Source organism: Kitasatospora sp. NPDC057904, assembly GCF_042887925.1.
Taxonomy (GTDB): Bacteria; Actinomycetota; Actinomycetes; order Streptomycetales; family Streptomycetaceae; genus Kitasatospora.
This window is the reverse complement of record NZ_JBHVOL010000001.1, coordinates 536,890-555,426: the sequence shown is the minus strand read 5'-3', so window position 1 is coordinate 555,426 and position 18,537 is coordinate 536,890. Positions and strand designations below refer to the sequence as shown.

Genomic DNA, 18,537 nt, shown 5'->3' with positions numbered 1-18,537 from the left:
ATGCGGCAGGAATCGGTCATCGACGGCATCGGCCACACCCCGGCGGTGCGGCTGCGGGTGGACGCCCCGGACGGCGTCGAGGTCTTCGCCAAACTGGAGATGCAGAACCTCTTCGCGATGAAGGACCGGGTGGCCCGGCAGGTGATCCTCGAAGCCCGGCGCACCGGCGCGCTGGCCGAGGGCGGGCCGATCGTGGAGAGCTCCTCGGGCACGATGGCGCTCGGGGTGGCCCTGGTCGGCACCTACCTCGGCCATCCCGTGCACATCGTCACCGATCCGCGCATCGACCCCGTCACGCTGGCCAAGCTGCGCACCCTGGGCTGCGAGGTCCACGTCGTGGAGACGATGACCGGCCAGGGCTGGCAGAGCGCCCGGCTGGAGCGCCTGGCCGAGCTGATGGCCGGCCTGCCCGGCGCGTTCTGGCCGCGCCAGTACAGCAACCCGCAGAACCCCGCCGCCTACCGCGGCCTGGCCGGCGAACTGCTCGCCGACCTGGGGACGGTGGACGTCCTGGTGGGGGCGGTGGGCAGCGGCGGCTCGCTCTGCGGGACGTCGAAGGCGCTGCTGGAACGCCTGCCCGGCGTCGCGGTGGTGGGCGTGGACTGCGTGGGCAGCGTGCTCTTCGGCCAGCCGGACCGCCCGACCCGCCGGCAGGGCGGGCTCGGCAACAGCCTCTTCCCGGACAACATCGACTACCGCGTCCTCGACGAGGTGCACTGGCTCTCCGACGACGAGGCCTTCGACGCCACCCGCCGGCTCGCCCGGGAGCAGAAGATCTTCGGCGGGAACACCTCGGGCTCGGTCTACCGGGTCCTCACCCACCTCGCGGCCCGCGCCGAGCCGGGCACCCGGCTGGTCGGGATCATGCCGGACCGCGGCGACCGCTACGTGGACAGCGTCTACGCCGACAGCGCCCCCGGGGGTGCCGTGGCCGAGGCCCCCGAGGAGGTGGAGTACGGCGCCACGGTGTCCAGTTGGTCGTTCGCCCGGATCCCCCGCCGGGACCGGCGGCTGCTGCTCTTCGTCGAGTCCAACACCACCGGCACCGGGATGATCGCGCTGCGGACCGCCGTCCGGCTCGCCCTGGAGCCGGTGCTGTTCACCAAGGACGCGGCGCGCTACCCGGACCTGCCCGCCACCGGCTGCCGGGTCGAGGTCTGCGACACCGACGACGAGGCCGCGCTGGACGAGGCCGTCGCCCGGGTGAGCGCCGGACGCCGGGTGGCGGGCGTCACGACGACCAGCGAGTTCTACCTGGAGCACACCGCCCGGGCCGCCGCCGCCCTGGGCACGCCCGGCAACCCGCCGGAGGCGATGGCCCGCTGCCGCGACAAGGCGCTGACCCGCACCGCGCTGGACGAGGCCGGGGTGCACCAGCCCGGGTTCGCGGTCGTCACCGACCCGGACGGCGCCGCGGCCGCCGTCGCCGCCGTGGGGCTGCCCTGCGTCGTCAAACCGGTCGGGGAGTCCGGCTCGCAGTCCGTGCTGTGGTGCGAGGACGCCGCCACGGCCGTCGCGCACGCCACCGGGCTGCTCGCCGTCACCCACAACGTCCGCGGCCAGCGGACGGCGGGCGCGGTGTTGGTCGAACAGTACCTGGACGGGCCCGAGTTCAGCGCGGAGATGTTCGGCGTGGACGGCGAGGCGCGCTGTGTCGGCGTCACCCAGCGCACCGTCAGCCCGCTGCCGCACTTCGTCGAGACCGGTCACCTCTTCCCCGCCGACGTTGACGACGCGCTGGCCGGACGGATCGCCGACACCGCCCGGCAAGCCCTGAAGGCGCTCGGCTTCGAGCGCGGCCCGGCCCACGTCGAGCTCCGGCTGACCGCCGACGGCCCGGCCGTCATCGAGGTCAACGGACGGCTGGCCGGCGGCATGATCCCGGAGCTGATCCGCCCGGCCACCGGGATCGACCTGCTGGAGCAGCAGATCCGCGCCGCCGCCGGCCTGCCGCTGAACCTGTCGGCCGGTCACGCGCGCCGGGCCGGCCTGCGGTTCCTGACCGCGCCGAGGCCGGGCCGACTGACCGGCGTGGACGGGGTCGCGCTGGCCGGGCGGGTGCCGGGCGTGGAGCGGGTCGTGGTGAGCGGGACGCCGGGGCGCGAGGTCCGGCCGCCGCAGAGCGCCTACGACCGGCTGGGCCACGTCATCGCGGTGGGTTCCTCGCCGGAGGAGGTCGGACGCGCGCTGACCGAGGTGACCGGACTGATCGAGGTCGGCGTGGAAGAGGAGTGACGATCCGTCACATCGCTTCCGGCGCGGGCCGTCCGTGGAGCTCGGCCGCCATCCGGCCGAGCATCCGGTCCATCTCCTCCCGGAGGAAGAAGTGCCCGCCGGGATGGACGTGGAGGGCGAACGACGCCGACGTGTGATCGGCCCAGCCCGCGGTCGGCTCCACCGGGACGACCCGGTCGTCCCGGCCGGCGAACGCCGTGATGGGGCAGGCGACCCGGCTCCCGGCCGGCGCCCGCCACCGTTCGAACAGGGTCAGGTCGGCCCGGATCACCGGCAGCATGAGCTCCATCAGCTCGGCGTTGGCGAGGATCCCGGGAGGCGTGCCGCCCATCGCGGACAGTTCCGCCAGGAGCTCCGCGTCCGGCAGTCCGTGCAGCGGCTTCGGCTCGGCGGCCGAGGCCGGCAGGGCCCCGGAGACGAAGAGCCGGGCCGGCGGGGTGGCCCCCGGCCGCCGCTCCAGCTCCTCGGCCACGGCGTACGCGATCTTCGCGCCCATGCTGTGCCCGAGGATCGCGTAGGGCCCGCTCTCCCGCCGGAGGACCTCCTCGCACAGCGCGTCCACCACGGCGGCCATGTCGGTCAGCGGGGGATCGAGCAACCGGGTGCCGTGGCCCGGCAGTTCGACCGGGACGACCTCGACGGAGAGCGGCCGGGCGGCCGCCGTCCACGGGCGGAAGAACCGTGCCGCCCCGCCGGCGAAGGGGAGGCAGTAGAGGCGGGGCGAACCCGTTGTCGTCGTCCTGGTCCAGGGCAGCCAGCGGGCGCCGTGGTCACGGTTCTGTCGCAGCATCAGATGACACCGTTCTGGTGGGCGAACACGGCGGCCTGGAGGCGGTCCCGGAGGCCGAGTTTCCTGAGCAGCTGGGAGACGTGGAACTTGACCGTCGACTGCACGATGCAGAGCCGCTTGGAGATCTCGGCGTTGGACATCCCGTTCGCCAGCAGCGCCAGGATCTCGCGTTCGCGGAAGGTGAGGAGGTTGAGCCCGAGCGCCGGGAACAGCGCGGGCCGTCTGTCGCGCACCCAGCTCAGGAGCAGGGCCGCGATGTCGGGGGAGAGGAAGGAGTGGCCGGCGGCCATGGCCCTGATCGCCTGGGGGAAGTCCTCCGCCAGGGTGTTCCGGGTGACGATCCCGGTCGCGCCGGCCAGGACGGACTCCAGGACGGCGTCGTCCTCGGCCGGTGTCATGAGCAGCGTGCGGGGGGCCGGCCGGCTCGGCCCCTGGAGGTCGCGGACGAGCTCGATGCCCGTCATGTCCGCGAGTTCGTAGTCGGCCACGACGACGGCGGGGTTCAGCTCCCGGGCCAGCGCGCTGGCGGTGCTCCCGTCCGCGGTCTCGCCGACCACCCGGAAGTCCGGCTCGGCCACGAGGGCCGAGGAGAGTCCGCTGCGCATCAGCGGCTGGCCCGCACAAATCAGGATCGGTATCTCCATCGGTCCGTGACATCCCCTTTCTCCGGAGTGGTCCTCCCGGCACGCCGGCGTCCCGCCGGTCGGTGCTTCGGATGCGGACCGGATCAGCCCGTACCGGGCCCGGCGGGCCCGGCGGTGTCGAGCCCGAGGGCGATGGCCAGCAGCTGCGTGCGGCTGCTGGCTCCGCTCTTGGCCCGCATGTTGCGGATGTGGGTCTCGACGGTGTGGTGGCTCAGGTGCAGCAGGCGGCCGATCGCCCGCGACGTGTGGCCGTGCGCGAGGTGGTCGAGGATCTCCCTCTCCCGCGTCGTGAACAAGGGGTTCAGCCTCCCCAGGAGGTGTCGTTGCAGCGGGTGCGCGGCGGGCAGGTGAACGGGGCGGACGGCGTGGGGCCGCTGCGCTGGGCGGTCGTGGTGTGGCCGTCGTGGGCGCGTGCCGAGGCCGTCGGCGGGAGCCAGGCGGCGACGGCGGCGAGGAGCGCCACGGTGGTGAGGACGATGCGCTTCATGGGGTGTCTCCCGTGGTTCGTTGGTATTCGCCCCATCCGCTGAAGGGGCGGTGGCCTCACTCTGGCGGGCATCGAAGATCGCCGACATGCTTGGAGCCGTTCATCAACGTGCCTGGCAACAAAGGGGTGTGGGTGTAAACATGGACAAAAGTGATCACGATGTGACAGGGCGTCGGGCCGAACCAGGTCAGGGGCAGGAATCCGACCTGTCCGTCTACGCATGGTTCGCGGAGAACCGGTTCGCCGGGGCCCACGATCCGGTGGTCGTCGCTCAGGCGACGGGACTGGCCCCGTCCGGAGTGGCGGCCGCGGTCGAGAGACTCCTCGACACGGGACTGCTGGCGCCGGCCGGCGCCCGGCAGGACGCGCTGCGGGTGGTGTCCCCCGACGCGGCCTTCTTCCGGCGCGCCGCGCCCGTCGAGGCGGAGATCCGGCAGCGCCAGGACGACATCGCCCGAATGCGCAGCCGGTACGACGAGTTCTCCACGCTCTTCCCGGAGAGCCGGGAGACCGGTGCGGGCATCGAGGTGATCCCCACGCTCGCGGAGGTGCGTTTCCTGCTCAACCGGCTGGGCGAGCAGTGCACCACCGAAGTGGTCTCCTGCCAGCCCGGCGGCGGCGCCCGGCTCCCCGAGGCGATGTCCGAGGCCCTCGTGCGCGACCGGGCGATGCTGGAGCGCGGCGTGCGCATCCGCACCCTCTACCACCACACCGCCCGCTTCAACGGCCCCAGCCAGGCCTACGTCGCCGCCGCCTCCGCCCTGGGCGCCGAGTACCGCACCACGCACGAACTGGCCGGGCGGGTCATCATCATGGACCGCGAGACCGCCTTCCTCCCCTCCACCGGCCCGGGCCTCGGGGCCACGGTCATCCGCGAACCGTCGACCGTCGCCTACCTGTACGAGATGTTCGAACTCACCTGGGGCCAGGCCACCCCGTTCCAGGAGTCGACCGGACGCGAGATGGAGGCCGTCGCCCGGGAGATGCACGGCACGATCCTGCGCCTGCTCGCCGACGGGATGAAGGACGAGGCGATCGCGCGCCGGCTGGGCATGTCGCTGCGCACCGCGCGCCGGCACATCGCCGAGATCCTGGAGCGGCTCGGCGCCGACAGCCGCTTCCAGGCGGGCGTCGCCGCCAGCCGGGCGGGCCTGCTGGACACCCGGGAGCCGGATACCCGAGGGCCGGATACCCGAAAACCGTGATGCCGTCCGACACGCCGATGCACCATGCTTGACATCCCGACATCAGCGGGGTGAGCGGTACCGCCGAAGGAGACGACACGTGGACTGGGAACGCCTGAGCGAGCGCCCGGGGCAGGATCCCTACCTCCAGGAGCTGGCGCTCTTCCTGGACGCCCACTTCGCCCGCACCTTCGGGCTGGTCTGGCCCGAGAACGAGCCCGTCGTTCCACGGGGGACGGGCGGACCGCCGGACACCGTGCTGGCCAGGTACGTCGCCGACGGCCTCACGGCCCTGCTGGGCTGGCGGGTCGAGCACGCCGCCGGCCCCCGGCCGCCCTCCGGCCACCTCCTGGTGATCCAGTCCGCCGGATCGAGCCGCTGGACGCTCCGCTCGCCGGGGGACCCCGCCGCCGAGGTCTCCACCCTGAGCGGCGAGGCCCTGTACGTCCCGCCCGGCTACCGGTCCAGCGCCGTCCACAGCGACGACGCGCGGCACGTCGTCCTCGTCGTCACCGAAGCCGAGGGGGCACAGGCCTAGGGCGACGACGTCCACCTGCCACCTGCGGGCTTCCGTAGAATCCACGGGCGCCCATCCGGTCGCGCCCGCCCGTCCGCAGGAGGAAGCCTTGACGTCCGACCCGCGGCCCGGTGTGCTCACCTGCCTGGACGGCCTGCTCGACCGGGCCCCCGCCGACCGCGGCGGCGCCCTGTGGCGGCTCGCGGAGGAGGGCCGCCAGCTGGACGCGAACGTCATCCGCCTGCTCCCGCACGCCGAGGTCGCCGCCCACGTGGAGCCGGACCTCGACGTCCTCGTCCAGGTCCTGGAGGGCAGCGGCCACCTGGAGACGGCCGCCGGCCGGCAGGTCCTGGCGCCCGGCTGCACGGCCTGGCTGCCGCACGGCGCCCGCCGCGCCGTCTCGGCGGGCCCGGACGGCCTCGTCTACCTCACCGTCCACCGCCGCCGCCCCGGCCTGTCCGTCCGCCCGGCGCCGAAGGACGTCCGGTGAGGGGCTGACGGGCGCGCGGTACGCCCGCGCGGGTGTGCCCCGCTTGTGGACGGGCGTGGTCGCGGGTTCTCGTGGAGACCGGTGTCCGGACAGAACCGGGAGGGTCCCGTCATGGCCGCACGAGTCGCCTACCGGCGGATCTACGAGGAGTCCTCGCCCCAGGACGGGCGGCGGGTGCTCGTCGACCGGGTCTGGCCGCGCGGGATGACGAAGGAGGACGCGCACCTCGACGAGTGGCTGCGGGACGTCGCCCCGTCGACCGGCCTGCGCCGCTGGTACGGGCACGAGCCGAGCCGGTTCGCCGAGTTCCGCCGCCGCTACCGCGCCGAGCTGCGCGACACGGAGCACCGGGAGGCGGCCGGGCACCTGCGCGACCTCGCCGCCGGGGGCGGTCTCACGCTCCTGACCGCGACCAGGGACGTCGACCACAGCCAGGCCGCCGTCCTCGCCGAGTGGCTCGGCGGCACGCGGCGATGACCGTCAACCGCGCTCCTTCGCCCCCACCCGCACGAAGGAAAAGACGGGCCAAACGGGGCGTTGAACCGAGCCGCGGCCGCGCTCGTACCGAAGGGCAGGGGAAAGCGGTCCGGCATCCGGCCGGGTCGCCGGACCGAGACGGGACATGATGGCCGACGAGCGCATCGACACCCGACTGCTGGACGAACTCACCGAGCAGTCACAGGACTTGAACAGCGACGCGATGCGGATCACCCGCGGCGCGCTGAGCGGCTTCGCGGAGGCCGCCGGGCCGTCGCGGCCGTGGTGGCGGGGCGGCGCGCTCGCCGCCCTGGTGGGCGGGGCGGGCCTGCTCGGCACGGCCCGGGCGGCGGCGGACTCCCCGTCGCCCTCGGCGTCGCCGTCGCCGTCGGGATCCGCCTCCGGCGCCGTGACGGCGGACGACATCCGCGCGCTCCAGACCGCCGCGGCGCTGGAGAACCTGGCGGTGAGCGTCTACCAGACGGCCGCCGGCCTGCCGTTCATCAAGGACGGCAACAAGACGGTGGCCGCGTTCATCGCCAAGACCACCGAGCAGCACCAGGCGCACGCCCAGGCCTTCAACGCCGCCGCGACCGCCGGCGGCGGCAAGGCGCAGACCGGCCCGGACCCGAAGTACAAGGCGGTGGTCGACCAGACGCTGCCCACCATCAAGACGCCGGCCGACGTGGTGAAGCTCGCCATCACGCTGGAGGACGTCGCCGCCCAGACGTACACCAAGAACGTCGGCCAGGTCTCCGGCGCCGACCTGCGCAAGCTCTTCGCCTCCGTCGCCCCGGTGGAGGCGCAGCACCGTGCCGTGCTGCTCGCCGTGCAGGCGCTGCTGGCGGGCAACGCCGCCGATCTGATCACGATCCCGGTGGACCCGGCGAAGCTGCCCGCCGCGGCCGGCAGCGTGGGCTTCCCCGACGCCTTCTACAAGACCGACAGCGCCTCCCCGATCACCGAAGGGGCCGTCCAGTGACCGCCGACCGCACCTGGGAGCCCGCCCTCGGCGAGGCCGAACTCGCCCGCCTGACCCGGGAGATGGACGAGGCCCACCGGGCCACGCTGCCGCTGATGCGGGCCTCCGCGCGCGACCTCGGGGAAGAGCTCCGCGCCTCGGTCCCGGCCGATCCTGGCCGGCGCCGGTTCCTGCTCGGCGCTGGCGGCGTGGCCGCGGCCCTCACGCTGGCGGCGTGTTCCGGCAGCAAGAGCGTCAAGGAGCCGGCGCCGACCAGTCCGGCCGGCTCGGCCAGTGCGGTGTCCGGCTCGCCGTCGGCGTCCGGCGGCTACACCGGGGACCTGCGGGTCGTCGCGCTGGCCGTCGCGCTGGAGAACCAGGCGGTCGGCGCCTACAAGGCCGCGCTGGACGCCGCGGGCGCGGGCAAGCTCGGCACGGTGCCGCCGGCGGTCGCGACGTTCGTGACCACCGCGATGAACCAGCACGCCGACCACGCCAAGGCCTGGAACGCCGTCCTCACGGGCGCCGGACTGCCCGCGATCAACGACGTGCCGCTGTCCAACCAGGCGGACACGATGGCGGCCCTCGGCAAGGCGGCCTCGGTCGGGGACGTGGCCAAACTCGCGCTCGAACTGGAGGACCAGGCCGCCCAGACCTACCTCTTCGCGACGTACAACGTGACCGGTGCGGCCGGCATCGCGACGGCCGCGAGCATCGCCCCCGTCGAGGCCATGCACGCGGCGATCCTGAACTACGTGCTCGGCCAGTACCCCGTGCCCGACGACTTCCTGCCCACCGACAAGGCCGCCAGCCCGGACCTGCTGACCGTCTGACGACACCACGAGCCGGCGCGCGCCCACCCGACACCCCGGGCGCGCGCCCCACCCCTCCACCCGACCCACCCGAAACGGAGCCCGTACGTGACCAGAACCCGGCCCCTCCTGGCTGCTGCCGCCGCCCTGCTGCTCTCCGTGGGTCTCGCGGCCTGCTCCAGCTCCAGCAAGCCCGCGAACACCACCACCAGCGCGGCGAGTTCCCCGGCCGCCAGTGCAAGTGCCAGCGCCAGTGCCACCGCGACCGCGACCGCGAGCGCCACCGCGACCGCCAGTGCCACCGCGTCTGCCTCCGCCGCCACGCCCGCACCCACCAGCACCGGCGCGCTCCAGGTCACGATCAAGAACTTCGCGTTCGCGCCGGCCTCCCTCACCGTGAAGCCCGGTCAGACCGTCACGGTCGTCAACCAGGACTCCACCACCCACACGCTGACCGCCTCCGACAAGTCCTTCGACACCGGGAACATCGCCCCGGGGGCGTCCGCGACCTTCACCGCGCCGCAGCAGACGGGCGACCATCCGTACATCTGCAGCATCCACCCGTTCATGCACGGCACCCTCACCGTTGGCTGATGCACCATGGACACCCCCGCACCCGGCCGCCGCCGCGGCCGGAGCCTCACCCACCTCGTCCTGCGCCTCGCGGCGGCGGCCGGACTCGCGATCGACGCGGCCGTCCACGCCCGGCTGGCCGACCAGTACGACGCCATCGGCGACTCGCTCAGCCAGGGCACCCTGTTCCGCCTGGAATCCGCCGCCGCGAGCCTCGCCGCGCTGCTCCTGCTCCTGTGGCGGCACCGCACCGGCGACGCCTTCGCGTGGGCCGTCGCCGCCTCCGGGCTCGGCGCGCTGCTGCTCTACCGCTACGTGGACGTCGGCGCCATCGGCCCGCTGCCGAACATGTACGAGCCCGTGTGGTTCACCGACAAGACGCTCGCCGTCTGGGCCGAGGGGGTCGCCACGGCGGCCCTCACCGTGCTGCTGCTGGACCGCCGACGACGCCGCCCCCGACCCCGGTCGTGAGGGCCGCGCCCCACGCCGGCGCGCGCTTCGGAGGCGCCCCGCCGCGCCCCAGTGCGCCCTGCCCGCCTCCGCACGCCGTTGTGGGCCGGGCCGACCGCGATGAGGCTTCTTGTCCGTACACGTTGTCTGTACATGTTCATGAAACCCGTCCGCGGAGGTGCACACCCGTCACTAACCCCGCAATCAGCCGACCAGTGGCCCGCCCCACCTCCCCGGGGGTGGGCCACCTCCACGTCGGCCGGGCGGCAGCGGCGGCGACGGCGGCGGTTCGGGTGAACGGGCGGCGCGGCGGCGGGCGCGCGGCCGGGGGCGGACGGGGCCGGGGCGATGATCGCCGGGTTCCCGGACGCTCACCCCACCGGAGGCGGATATGCGGATCCTGCTCCTCGCCAGCGCGTTCAACAGCCTCAGCCAGCGGCTCCACGCCGAACTGCGCGACCGCCGCCACACCGTGGACGTCCACCTCGCCGGGGACGACGACGACCTGCGCGCCGCCGTTCGGCGCCTGCGGCCCGACCTGGTCCTCGCGCCCATGCTGCGCACCGCCGTCCCGCCGGACGTCTGGTCGGAGACCACCTGCCTGATCGTCCATCCGGGCCCGCCGGGCGACCGCGGCCCGTCCTCGCTCGACCGGGCGGTCCAGGAGGGCGTCACCGAGTGGGGCGTCACGGTGCTCCAGGCCGAGGCCGAGATGGACGCCGGGCCGGTCTGGGCCTGGGCGCCGTGCCGCCTGCCCGCGCGCGGCAAGAGCGACCTGTACCGCAACGAGGTCTCCGACGCGGCCGTGGCCGCCGCGCTGCTCGCCGTCGAACGCGTCGCCTCCGGCACGTACGCGCCGCAGCCGCAGCACGGGTCCGGCTGGCGGGCGCCGGTGCGCACCCGGTCCGTCCTGCGCCAGGAGGAGCGCCGGATCGACTGGGCGGACGACTCCACCGAGGAGGTGCTGCGCCGGCTCCGCGCCGCGGACTCGCAGCCCGGCGTGCTCGACGAGCTGTGCGGCGGCGAGTGGTACCTGCACGGCGGGCACCCCGAGCCGGAGCTGCGCGGCCGTCCCGGCGACCTCCTCGCGACCCGGGCCGGGGCGGTGTGCCGGGCTACTCCGGACGGCGCAGTGTGGATCCCCGAACTCCGCCGGCGGCGCACACCCGGCGGGCCCGCGACCTTCAAGCTCCCGGCCGTGACGGCGCTCGGCGCCCTGCTGCCCGCGCTGCCCGAGGTGCCGGCGCCGCTGATGCCGGGCGGGGACGACGAGCCCGCCTGGTCGGACATCGGCTACCGCGAGGAAGGCCCGGTGGGCTTCCTGCGCTTCTCCTTCCCCGGCGGCGCGATGTCCGCCGAGCACTGCCGCCGCCTGCGGGAGGCGTACCGCTTCGCGCTCGGGCGGCCGACCTCGGTGCTGGTGCTGGGCGGCGGCCGGGACTTCTTCTCCAACGGCATCCACCTCAACGTCATCGAGGCCGCCCCGGACCCGGCCGCCGAGTCCTGGGCGAACATCACCGCGATGGACGACCTCGTGGCCGAGGTGCTCACCACCACCGACCGCCTGGTGGTCGCCGCCGTCGCGGGCAACGCGGCGGCCGGCGGCCTGATGCTCGCCCTGGCGGCGGACGAGGTGTGGTGCCGCGGCGGATCCGTCCTCAACCCGCACTACCGGCTGATGGGCCTGTACGGGTCGGAGTACTGGACGTACACCCTGCCCCGGCGGGTGGGCGCCCCCGAGGCCGAGCGGCTGACCCGCCAGGCGCTCCCGCTGTCCGCGGCGATGGCCGAGCGGGCCGGCCTGGTCGACCGCGTACTCGCCTGCGGCCCGCAGGAGTTCGGGCCGACCGCGGCCCACCTGGCCGGGCTGCTCGCCGCCTCGCCGGGCACGCAGCGCCGGATCGCCGAGAAGAAGGCCGTCCGCGAGGCCGACGAGCGGAAGAAGCCGCTGGCCGCCTACCGGGCCGAGGAGCTCGCGGTGATGCACCGGCAGTTCTTCACACCCGAATCGCCGTACCACGCGCTGCGCTCCGCGTTCGTCCGCAAGCGCCCCGCGCCCGCGGGCCTCCTCGCCCGGACGTGACCCGAACGGCCCAGCCGGCTTGCGTCCACCGGGCGACCCGCACGGCTCTCCGGACCGGCGTTCGATCCGAACGGTTGCTATGACTGTCTTTGAGCCATTTCGTCCGGCTCCCATCCCCGAGGAGGCATCCTCATGGGTGCTGCAACAGCTGCATCAACCGACACCGACGTGGTGCACATTCTCTGGATCAACGCGGGCCTCAGCTGCGACGGCGACTCCGTCTCGCTGACCGCCGCGATGCAGCCGAGCATCGAGGAGATCGTCACCGGCGCGCTGCCCGGCCTGCCCAGGGTCGCGGTGCACTGGCCGCTGATCGACTTCGAGTGCGGCCCGGTCCAGGGCGCGGACAACTTCGTCGAGTGGTTCTTCAAGGCCGAGCGCGGCGAGATCGAGCCGTTCGTGCTGGTCGTCGAGGGGTCCATCCCCAACGAGAAGATCAAGAAGGAGGGCTACTGGTGCGGCTTCGGCGACGACCCCGCGACCGGCCAGCCCATCACCACCAGTGAGTGGCTGGACCGGCTCGCCCCCAAGGCGACCGCGGTGGTGGCCATCGGCACGTGCGCCACGTACGGCGGCATCCACGCGATGGCCGGCAACCCGACCGGCGCCATGGGCGTGCCGGACTACCTCGGCTGGGACTGGAAGTCCAAGGCCGGGCTGCCGATCGTCTGCGTGCCGGGCTGCCCGATCCAGCCCGACAACTTCGCCGAGACCCTCACCTACCTGCTCTACCAGCTGGCCGGCTCCGCGCCGATGATCCCGCTCGACGACAAGCTGCGGCCCGCCTGGCTGTTCGGCGCCACCGTGCACGAGGGCTGCGACCGCGGCGGCTACTACGAACAGGGCCAGTTCGCCACCGACTACGGCACGCCCGAGTGCCTGGTGCGGCTCGGCTGCTGGGGACCGGTCGTCAAGTGCAACGTCGCCAAGCGCGGCTGGATCAACGGCGTCGGCGGCTGTCCGAACGTCGGCGGGATCTGCATCGCCTGCACGATGCCGGGCTTCCCGGACAAGTTCATGCCCTTCATGGACCCGCCGCCCGGCTCGCGCGTCTCCACCGGCGCCAGCGGCGTGTACGGGACGGTGATCCGCCGGCTGCGCGCGATCACGCAGAGCACCGTCGACAAGGAACCGAAGTGGCGCCACACCGGCCGCCAGCTGACCACCGGTTACCGCCCGCCCTGGTGACGCCGGAGGGCCGCGCACCCCGCCCGGGGTGCGCGGCCCGTCGCCGCCCCGCCCACCTCCCCACCCAAGCAGGCCACGACAGAAGGGCACGACACACACGATGGCAACACCGACGACCAGGGCCTCCGGCGACGGCAGCGGCCTGACCGAGATGTCCTGGGACCCGATCACCCGGATCGTGGGCAGCCTGGGCATCCACACGAAGATCGACTTCAAGCAGAAGAGGGTCGCGGAGTGCTACAGCACCTCGTCCGTCTTCCGCGGCTACAGCGTCTTCATGCGCGGCAAGGACCCGCGCGACGCGCACTTCATCACCAGCCGGATCTGCGGGATCTGCGGCGACAACCACGCCACCTGCTCGGTCTACACGCAGAACATGGCCTACGGCGTGAAGCCCCCGCACCTGGGCGAGTGGATCATCAACCTCGGCGAGGCCGCCGAGTACATGTTCGACCACAACATCTTCCAGGAGAACCTGGTCGGGGTCGACTACTGCGAGAAGATGGTCAAGGAGACCAACCCGGGCGTCCTGGAGCTGGCCGAGCGCACCGAGGCCCCGCACGCCCGCGACCACGGCTACAAGACGATCGCCGACATCATGCGCTCGCTCAACCCGATCGAGGGCGAGTTCTACCGCGAGGCGCTGCAGGTCAGCCGCTACACCCGGGAGATGTTCTGCCTCATGGAGGGCCGCCACGTGCACCCCTCCACGCTCTACCCGGGCGGCGTCGGCACCGTCGCGACGGTGCAGCTGTTCACCGACTACCTGACCCGGCTGATGCGCTACGTCGAGTTCATGAAGAAGGTCGTGCCGCTGCACGACGACCTCTTCGACTTCTTCTACCAGGCGCTGCCCGGCTACGAGGAGGTCGGCCGCCGCCGCGTCCTGCTCGGCTGCTGGGGCAGCCTCAACGACCCGGACCACTGCGACTTCACGTACCGCAACATGACGGACTGGGGCCGGCGGATGTTCGTCACCCCCGGCGTCGTCGTGGACGGCAAGCTCGTCACCAACGACCTCACCCAGATCAACCTCGGCATCCGCATCCTGCTCGGCAGCTCCTACTACGAGGACTGGCAGGGCAAGGAGCTGTTCGTCACCCACGACCCGCTCGGCAACCCGGTCGACCCGCGCCACCCGTGGAACCAGCACACCATCCCGCAGCCGCAGAAGCGGAACTTCGACGACAAGTACAGCTGGGTGATGTCCCCGCGCTGGTTCGACGGCAAGGACCACCTCGCCCTCGACACCGGCGGCGGCCCGATCGCCCGCCTGTGGTCCACCGCGCTGTCCGGCCTCGTCGACATCGGCTACATCAAGGCCACCGGACACAGCGTCAAGATCAACCTGCCCCGCTCGATGACCAAGCCCGAGGTCACCTTCGAGTGGAAGATCCCGCAGTGGAGCAACGCCATCGAGCGCAACCGCGCCCGCACCTACTTCCAGGCGTACGCGGCCGCCGCCGCCCTGCACTTCGCCGAGAAGGCGCTCGACGAGGTCCGCGCCGGGCGCAGCCAGACCTGGGAGCGCTTCGAGGTGCCGGACGAGTCGATCGGCTGCGGCTTCACCGAGGCCGTGCGCGGCGTGCTCTCGCACCACATGGTCATCCGCGACGGCAAGATCGCCAACTACCACCCGTACCCGCCGACCCCGTGGAACGCGAGCGTGCGCGACAGCTACGGCACGCCCGGCCCGTACGAGGACGCGGTGCAGAACACGCCGATCTTCGAGGAGAACTCCCCGGAGAACTTCAAGGGCATCGACATCATGCGCGCCGTGCGCAGCTTCGACCCCTGCCTGCCCTGCGGCGTGCACATGTACGTCGGCGGCGGGCGCACCGTGCAGACCATGCACGTGCCCACCGGCCTGAGCGGGCTCACCGCATGACGGCCGAGCAGACCGGGCTGCGGATCCAGGAGGCCCTGGACGCCCTGGCCGGCAGCGGCGCCGAGGAGGCGGGCGAGCAACTCGTGCGCGACCTCATGGAGTTCTACGGCGAGGGCCTGGCCAGGCTGGTGCCGGCGCTCGCCCCGCCCGCCCTGGAGCGGATGCTGGACGACCCCGCCGTCGCGGGGCTGCTGCTCCTGCACGACCTGCACCCCGAGGACGTGACCGCCCGGATCGACCGGGCGCTCGCGGCCCTGCCCGAGCGGGTCGAGGTGCTCGGCTTCGAACCGGCCACCGGCGCCCTGCGGCTGCGCCGGACGGCCTCCGGCTGCGGCTGCTCCGACCAGGACGTCGAGGCCGTCCTCGCCTGCCACGCCCCCGAGGTGACGGCCGTCGAGCTGGAGCGCGCCCCGCAGCTGCTCCAGATCGGCGCCCGCCCGCAGCAGCCCGCGGAGGCGCGATGAACACCCGGAGGGTCTCCCGGGACGGGACCGCCCTGCTGCGCCGGCTGCGCGAGCCGGCGCCGCCGCGCCCCGAGCAGTGCGGCTTCTGCGGCCGCGACCTGCCGCCCGGCCACCGCCACCTGGTGGACGTCGAGGAGCGCGCCCTGGCCTGCACCTGCACCGCGTGCGGCCTGCTGTTCCAGCAGCCCGGCGCGGCCGGCGGGCGCTTTCGCACCGTGCCCGACCGCTACCTCGCCGACCCGGACGGCGCTGTCGACGAGCGGCTGTGGTCGGTGCTCGGGATCCCCGTCGGCACCGCGTTCCTGTTCCGCAACGCCGTGCTCGACCAGCTCCTCGCCTTCTACCCCGGCCCGGCCGGCGCCACCGAGAGCGAGCTGGACGAGGACGCCTGGGAGCGCGTCCTCGGCGGGAGCCGACTGGCCGCCGCCCTCGAACCCGACGTCGAGGCGCTGCTGCTGCGCCGCACCGACGGCCGCGTCGAGTGCTACCTGGTGCCGATCGACGTCTGCTACGAGCTGGTCGGCCGGCTGCGGCTGTGCTGGCACGGCTTCGACGGCGGCGCCGAGGCGCGGGCCGAACTCGACGCGTTCTTCGGCCGGCTCGCCGACCGGGCCCGCCCGCTGCCCACGGAGGTGACGGCATGATGCCGCTCGGCTTCGCGTGCACCGGTGTGCGCTCCGACCCGTACGCGGCCGCGCCGACACTGGTGTTCCGGCTGCGCATCACGGCGCCGGCCGACACCCGGGTGCACGCCCTCGCCCTCCAGTGCCAGCTGCGGATCGAACCGGGCCGCCGGTCGTACGCCGAGGCCGAGGGCGGGCGGCTGGGCGACCTGTTCGGCGAGCGGGAGCGCTGGGCGACCACGCTCAACCCGATCCAGCTCGCCACCGTGCCGCTGCTCGTGCCCGGCTTCACCGGCGAGACCGAGGCCGATCTCGCCGTGCCGTGCAGCTACGACCTGGAGGTGGCCTCCGCCCGCTACTTCCGGGCGCTCGACGGCGGCGAGGTGCCGCTCCTGCTGCTCTTCTCCGGCACCGCCTTCGCCGGCCCCGGCGGCTTCCAGGTCACCCCCGTGCCCTGGGACAAGGAGGCCCGGGTGCGGATGCCGGTGCGGGTCTGGCGCGAGGCGATCGACCAGCACTTCCCCGGCTGCGCCTGGCTGCGCCTGCCCGACGACGTGATGGACGACCTGCTGGCCTACCGCTCCCGGCGGGCCCTGCCCTCGTGGGAGGCGACGGTGCGCGAGCTGCTCGCGGCGGCGGCCGTCGAGGAGGCGCTCCGGTGAGCGGGTTTCCGGAATCGATCGAGAGCGGCTTCGCCGGGGCGCGGCAGATCGCCGACGCCGTGCTGCTGGAGGGCTACGTGCTCTACCCGTACCGCGCCTCGGCGGCCAAGAACCGGCTGCGCTGGCAGTTCGGCGTCCTGGTGCCGCCGGAGTACACCGCGCAGGGCGGCGAGCACTCCCACCAGCGCACCGAGTGCGTCATGGAGGCGCGGCAGGACGACCGGCTCGCGGTCGAGCTGCGCTTCCTGCGCGTCCAGCGGCGCACCGTCGAACAGGCCACCGCCACCGGCGGGTTCGAACCGGTGGAGCGGCTGGAGCTGGCCGACCGGGTGCTCGTCGAGTGGGACGAGGCCGTCGAGGAGCGGATCGAACTCCTCGTGCCGGTCGAGGAGTTGATGGGCGAGGGGGTACAGCACGGGTTCCGCCTGCCGGGCGTCGGCGAGACCGAGCTGCTGCGCGAGGACGGCACCGCCGTCGGACGCCTCGTCCGGCGGCGCGAACAGGTCGACGGCGTCGTGCGGTTGAGGACCGAGGAGCTGCCGGGCCCCTACCGCGCGCAGCGCCTCACGGCCGTCGTGGAGAACGCGTCCACCTGGATGCCGCGCCGGCGCACACCGCGTGAGGAGGCGCTGCCGCGCGCCCTGGTCTCCGCCCACCTGCTGCTCGGGCTGGAGCACGGCCGGTTCCTGTCGGTCACCGACCCGCCCGAGTGGGCGCGTGCGGCCGTCGAGCGGTGCCGCAACGAGCAGACGTGGCCCGTCCTGGCCGGAGCGGACGGCGGGTGCAAGGTGATCCTCTCCTCGCCGATCATCCTGGAGGACCACCCGCGGGTGGCCCCGGAGAGCCTCGGCACGCTGTACGACGCGACCGAGATCGACGAGATCCTCGCGCTGCGCACCGCGGCCCTCACGGACGAGGAGAAGCGGGAGGCGCGGGGCACCGACGAACGGGCCGGTGCCGTGATCGACCTCGCCGAGTCGATGCCGCCCGAGGTGCTGGAGCGCCTGCACGGGGCCATCCGCGGGCTGCGCGAGATCTCCTCCGCCGATGCGGAGCAGCCCTGGTGGGACCCGGGCAACGATCCGGCGGTCGACCCCGAGCGGGACGAGGTGCTGGTCGACGGCCGTGCCGTCGCCGCCGGCAGCCGGGTGCTGCTGCGGCCCGGACGGCGCCGCACCGACGCCCAGGACCTGTTCCTGGCCGGGCGGACGGGCGTCGTCGAGGCCGTGCTGCACGACGTGGACGGCTCGGTGCACCTGGCCGTCACGGTGGAGGACGACCCGGGCGCGGACCTGTGGCGGGCGCAGGGGCGCTTCCGCTACTTCCAGCCCGACGAGGTCACCCCGCTGGAGGAGTCGTGAGCGGCCCGAAGGTGCTGGTGGCCGGGGTGGGGAACATCTTCCTCGGCGACGACGGCTTCGGGGTCGAGACCGTCCGGCGGCTCGCCGCCCACCCGGTGCCGGACGGCGTCGAGGTGGTCGACGTCGGCGTGCGCGGCGTGGACCTCGCCTACCGGCTGCTCGACGGCTACCGGACCGCCGTGCTGGTGGACGCCACCTGCCGCGGCGGGGTGCCCGGCACCGTCTACCTCATCGAGGCGGCCGCCGAGCCGCTGGAGGCGCCGCTGCTGGACGGGCACCGGATGGGGCCCGACGCCGTGCTCGGCCTGCTCGCCACGCTCGCCGCGGGCACCGGCGGCGAGCCGCCCGGACGGGTGCTGGTGGTCGGCTGCGAGCCGGCGTCGCTGGAAGAGGGCATCGGGCTGAGCGCCCCGGTCGCCGCCGCCGTGGAAGAGGCGGTCCAAGTGGTCCTGCGGGTCGTGGACGAGGCCGCGCAGCCGGAGAAGGAGACGACACCATGCTGAGGAAACTGTTCTGCGCCGCCCTGCTGGCCGGGATCGGCGCGCTGGTCTGGCAGAGCCTGCCGGACCTCAAGCGGTACCTGAGGATCTCGCGCATGTGACGCGCACGTGAGCTGCGCGCGGGGCGCGGATTGCTGCGAACGGTGCA

22 protein-coding genes are annotated in these 18,537 nt (G+C 73.7%); 18 read left to right on the top strand and 4 right to left on the bottom strand.

The features are described 5' to 3' along the window. Complete coding sequence (locus ACFVSN_RS02710) at window positions 1–2,235, top strand: pyridoxal-phosphate dependent enzyme (protein WP_387598085.1); 2,235 nt, start codon at window positions 1–3, stop codon at window positions 2,233–2,235. Window positions 2,236–2,242: 7 nt separating this feature from the next. Here ACFVSN_RS02710 and ACFVSN_RS02705 read toward each other — a convergent pair whose 3' ends face one another. The 4 genes from ACFVSN_RS02705 to ACFVSN_RS02690 all read right to left on the bottom strand — a co-directional run bounded on the left by ACFVSN_RS02705 (window position 2,243) and on the right by ACFVSN_RS02690 (window position 4,156). Then, the gene (locus ACFVSN_RS02705; RefSeq protein ID WP_387598082.1) at window positions 2,243–3,025 is read right to left on the bottom strand and encodes a thioesterase II family protein; all 783 of its coding nucleotides are present in this window, start codon (window positions 3,023–3,025) and stop codon (window positions 2,243–2,245) included. Further along, window positions 3,025–3,669, bottom strand: coding sequence for a LuxR C-terminal-related transcriptional regulator (locus tag ACFVSN_RS02700; protein WP_380491017.1), 645 nt, complete (start codon window positions 3,667–3,669; stop codon window positions 3,025–3,027). Before ACFVSN_RS02700 ends, ACFVSN_RS02705 begins: the two co-directional genes overlap by 1 nt. Window positions 3,670–3,752: 83 nt before the next feature. Further along, entirely contained in the window at window positions 3,753–3,965 is a 213-nt protein-coding gene (locus ACFVSN_RS02695) for a response regulator transcription factor (RefSeq protein ID WP_380435265.1), read from the bottom strand. A 5-nt stretch (window positions 3,966–3,970) separates the two neighbouring features. After that, window positions 3,971–4,156, bottom strand: coding sequence for a hypothetical protein (locus tag ACFVSN_RS02690; protein WP_380491019.1), 186 nt, complete (start codon window positions 4,154–4,156; stop codon window positions 3,971–3,973). Window positions 4,157–4,317: 161 nt separating this feature from the next. Here ACFVSN_RS02690 and ACFVSN_RS02685 point away from each other — a divergent pair, with 161 nt between their 5' ends. From ACFVSN_RS02685 to ACFVSN_RS02605, 17 genes are all read left to right on the top strand, one after another. Next, a complete protein-coding gene (locus ACFVSN_RS02685) occupies window positions 4,318–5,361 on the top strand; it encodes a LuxR C-terminal-related transcriptional regulator (RefSeq protein WP_387598078.1) in 1,044 nt (347 codons plus the stop codon). A gap of 79 nt (window positions 5,362–5,440) precedes the next feature. Then, a complete protein-coding gene (locus ACFVSN_RS02680) occupies window positions 5,441–5,878 on the top strand; it encodes a hypothetical protein (RefSeq protein ID WP_380435262.1) in 438 nt (145 codons plus the stop codon). 88 nt (window positions 5,879–5,966) lie between these two features. Beyond that, entirely contained in the window at window positions 5,967–6,347 is a 381-nt protein-coding gene (locus ACFVSN_RS02675) for a cupin domain-containing protein (protein ID WP_387598076.1), read from the top strand. A gap of 111 nt (window positions 6,348–6,458) precedes the next feature. After that, on the top strand, window positions 6,459–6,824 hold the full coding sequence (locus tag ACFVSN_RS02670) for a DUF488 domain-containing protein (protein WP_380435260.1): 366 nt from the start codon (window positions 6,459–6,461) through the stop codon (window positions 6,822–6,824). Window positions 6,825–6,969: 145 nt separating this feature from the next. Beyond that, on the top strand, window positions 6,970–7,806 hold the full coding sequence (locus ACFVSN_RS02665) for a ferritin-like domain-containing protein (RefSeq protein WP_387598073.1): 837 nt from the start codon (window positions 6,970–6,972) through the stop codon (window positions 7,804–7,806). Next, window positions 7,803–8,618, top strand: a complete 816-nt coding sequence (locus ACFVSN_RS02660) for a ferritin-like domain-containing protein (protein ID WP_387598070.1) — start codon at window positions 7,803–7,805, stop codon at window positions 8,616–8,618. The genes ACFVSN_RS02665 and ACFVSN_RS02660 overlap by 4 nt, the downstream gene beginning before the upstream one ends. Before the next feature lie 87 nt (window positions 8,619–8,705). Further along, window positions 8,706–9,191, top strand: coding sequence for a cupredoxin family copper-binding protein (locus ACFVSN_RS02655; protein ID WP_387598067.1), 486 nt, complete (start codon window positions 8,706–8,708; stop codon window positions 9,189–9,191). A gap of 6 nt (window positions 9,192–9,197) precedes the next feature. After that, window positions 9,198–9,641 (top strand): hypothetical protein, encoded by a 444-nt coding sequence (locus tag ACFVSN_RS02650; RefSeq protein ID WP_387598065.1) that lies wholly within the window; start codon window positions 9,198–9,200, stop codon window positions 9,639–9,641. Window positions 9,642–10,011: 370 nt separating this feature from the next. Next, the gene (locus tag ACFVSN_RS02645) at window positions 10,012–11,703 is read left to right on the top strand and encodes a hydrogenase maturation protein (RefSeq protein WP_387598062.1); all 1,692 of its coding nucleotides are present in this window, start codon (window positions 10,012–10,014) and stop codon (window positions 11,701–11,703) included. 132 nt (window positions 11,704–11,835) lie between these two features. Further along, complete coding sequence (locus ACFVSN_RS02640) at window positions 11,836–12,891, top strand: hydrogenase expression protein HypE (RefSeq protein ID WP_387598059.1); 1,056 nt, start codon at window positions 11,836–11,838, stop codon at window positions 12,889–12,891. Between the two features lie 100 nt (window positions 12,892–12,991). Continuing rightward, window positions 12,992–14,779, top strand: a complete 1,788-nt coding sequence (locus ACFVSN_RS02635) for a nickel-dependent hydrogenase large subunit (RefSeq protein WP_380435253.1) — start codon at window positions 12,992–12,994, stop codon at window positions 14,777–14,779. Next, entirely contained in the window at window positions 14,776–15,243 is a 468-nt protein-coding gene (locus ACFVSN_RS02630) for a thioredoxin (RefSeq protein WP_387603852.1), read from the top strand. Before ACFVSN_RS02635 ends, ACFVSN_RS02630 begins: the two co-directional genes overlap by 4 nt. Then, window positions 15,240–15,887 (top strand): DUF5947 family protein, encoded by a 648-nt coding sequence (locus ACFVSN_RS02625; RefSeq protein ID WP_387603855.1) that lies wholly within the window; start codon window positions 15,240–15,242, stop codon window positions 15,885–15,887. Before ACFVSN_RS02630 ends, ACFVSN_RS02625 begins: the two co-directional genes overlap by 4 nt. Beyond that, window positions 15,884–16,528: a DUF6084 family protein gene (locus tag ACFVSN_RS02620; RefSeq protein ID WP_387603858.1), complete on the top strand. Its 645-nt coding sequence runs from the start codon at window positions 15,884–15,886 to the stop codon at window positions 16,526–16,528. The genes ACFVSN_RS02625 and ACFVSN_RS02620 overlap by 4 nt, the downstream gene beginning before the upstream one ends. Then, the gene (locus ACFVSN_RS02615) at window positions 16,525–17,889 is read left to right on the top strand and encodes a hypothetical protein (protein ID WP_387603861.1); all 1,365 of its coding nucleotides are present in this window, start codon (window positions 16,525–16,527) and stop codon (window positions 17,887–17,889) included. The genes ACFVSN_RS02620 and ACFVSN_RS02615 overlap by 4 nt, the downstream gene beginning before the upstream one ends. Next, the gene (locus tag ACFVSN_RS02610; RefSeq protein ID WP_387603864.1) at window positions 17,886–18,392 is read left to right on the top strand and encodes a hydrogenase maturation protease; all 507 of its coding nucleotides are present in this window, start codon (window positions 17,886–17,888) and stop codon (window positions 18,390–18,392) included. Before ACFVSN_RS02615 ends, ACFVSN_RS02610 begins: the two co-directional genes overlap by 4 nt. Next, window positions 18,386–18,490, top strand: coding sequence for a DUF6893 family small protein (locus ACFVSN_RS02605; RefSeq protein WP_380397724.1), 105 nt, complete (start codon window positions 18,386–18,388; stop codon window positions 18,488–18,490). The genes ACFVSN_RS02610 and ACFVSN_RS02605 overlap by 7 nt, the downstream gene beginning before the upstream one ends. The last annotated feature ends 47 nt before the right edge of the window (window positions 18,491–18,537 follow it).

Excerpts from the sequence above, each read along its gene's own strand:
- ACFVSN_RS02710 (WP_387598085.1), top strand. The coding sequence starts at position 1 with ATGCGGCAGGAATCGGTCATCGACGGCATCGGCCACACCCCGGCGGTG.
- ACFVSN_RS02705 (WP_387598082.1), bottom strand. The coding sequence starts at position 3,025 with ATGCTGCGACAGAACCGTGACCACGGCGCCCGCTGGCTGCCCTGGACC.
- ACFVSN_RS02700 (WP_380491017.1), bottom strand. The coding sequence starts at position 3,669 with ATGGAGATACCGATCCTGATTTGTGCGGGCCAGCCGCTGATGCGCAGC.
- ACFVSN_RS02690 (WP_380491019.1), bottom strand. The coding sequence starts at position 4,156 with ATGAAGCGCATCGTCCTCACCACCGTGGCGCTCCTCGCCGCCGTCGCC.
- ACFVSN_RS02670 (WP_380435260.1), top strand. The coding sequence starts at position 6,459 with ATGGCCGCACGAGTCGCCTACCGGCGGATCTACGAGGAGTCCTCGCCC.
- ACFVSN_RS02665 (WP_387598073.1), top strand. The coding sequence starts at position 6,970 with ATGATGGCCGACGAGCGCATCGACACCCGACTGCTGGACGAACTCACC.
- ACFVSN_RS02650 (WP_387598065.1), top strand. The coding sequence starts at position 9,198 with ATGGACACCCCCGCACCCGGCCGCCGCCGCGGCCGGAGCCTCACCCAC.
- ACFVSN_RS02645 (WP_387598062.1), top strand. The coding sequence starts at position 10,012 with ATGCGGATCCTGCTCCTCGCCAGCGCGTTCAACAGCCTCAGCCAGCGG.
- ACFVSN_RS02640 (WP_387598059.1), top strand. The coding sequence starts at position 11,836 with ATGGGTGCTGCAACAGCTGCATCAACCGACACCGACGTGGTGCACATT.
- ACFVSN_RS02635 (WP_380435253.1), top strand. The coding sequence starts at position 12,992 with ATGGCAACACCGACGACCAGGGCCTCCGGCGACGGCAGCGGCCTGACC.
- ACFVSN_RS02630 (WP_387603852.1), top strand. The coding sequence starts at position 14,776 with ATGACGGCCGAGCAGACCGGGCTGCGGATCCAGGAGGCCCTGGACGCC.
- ACFVSN_RS02625 (WP_387603855.1), top strand. The coding sequence starts at position 15,240 with ATGAACACCCGGAGGGTCTCCCGGGACGGGACCGCCCTGCTGCGCCGG.
- ACFVSN_RS02620 (WP_387603858.1), top strand. The coding sequence starts at position 15,884 with ATGATGCCGCTCGGCTTCGCGTGCACCGGTGTGCGCTCCGACCCGTAC.
- ACFVSN_RS02605 (WP_380397724.1), top strand. The coding sequence starts at position 18,386 with ATGCTGAGGAAACTGTTCTGCGCCGCCCTGCTGGCCGGGATCGGCGCG.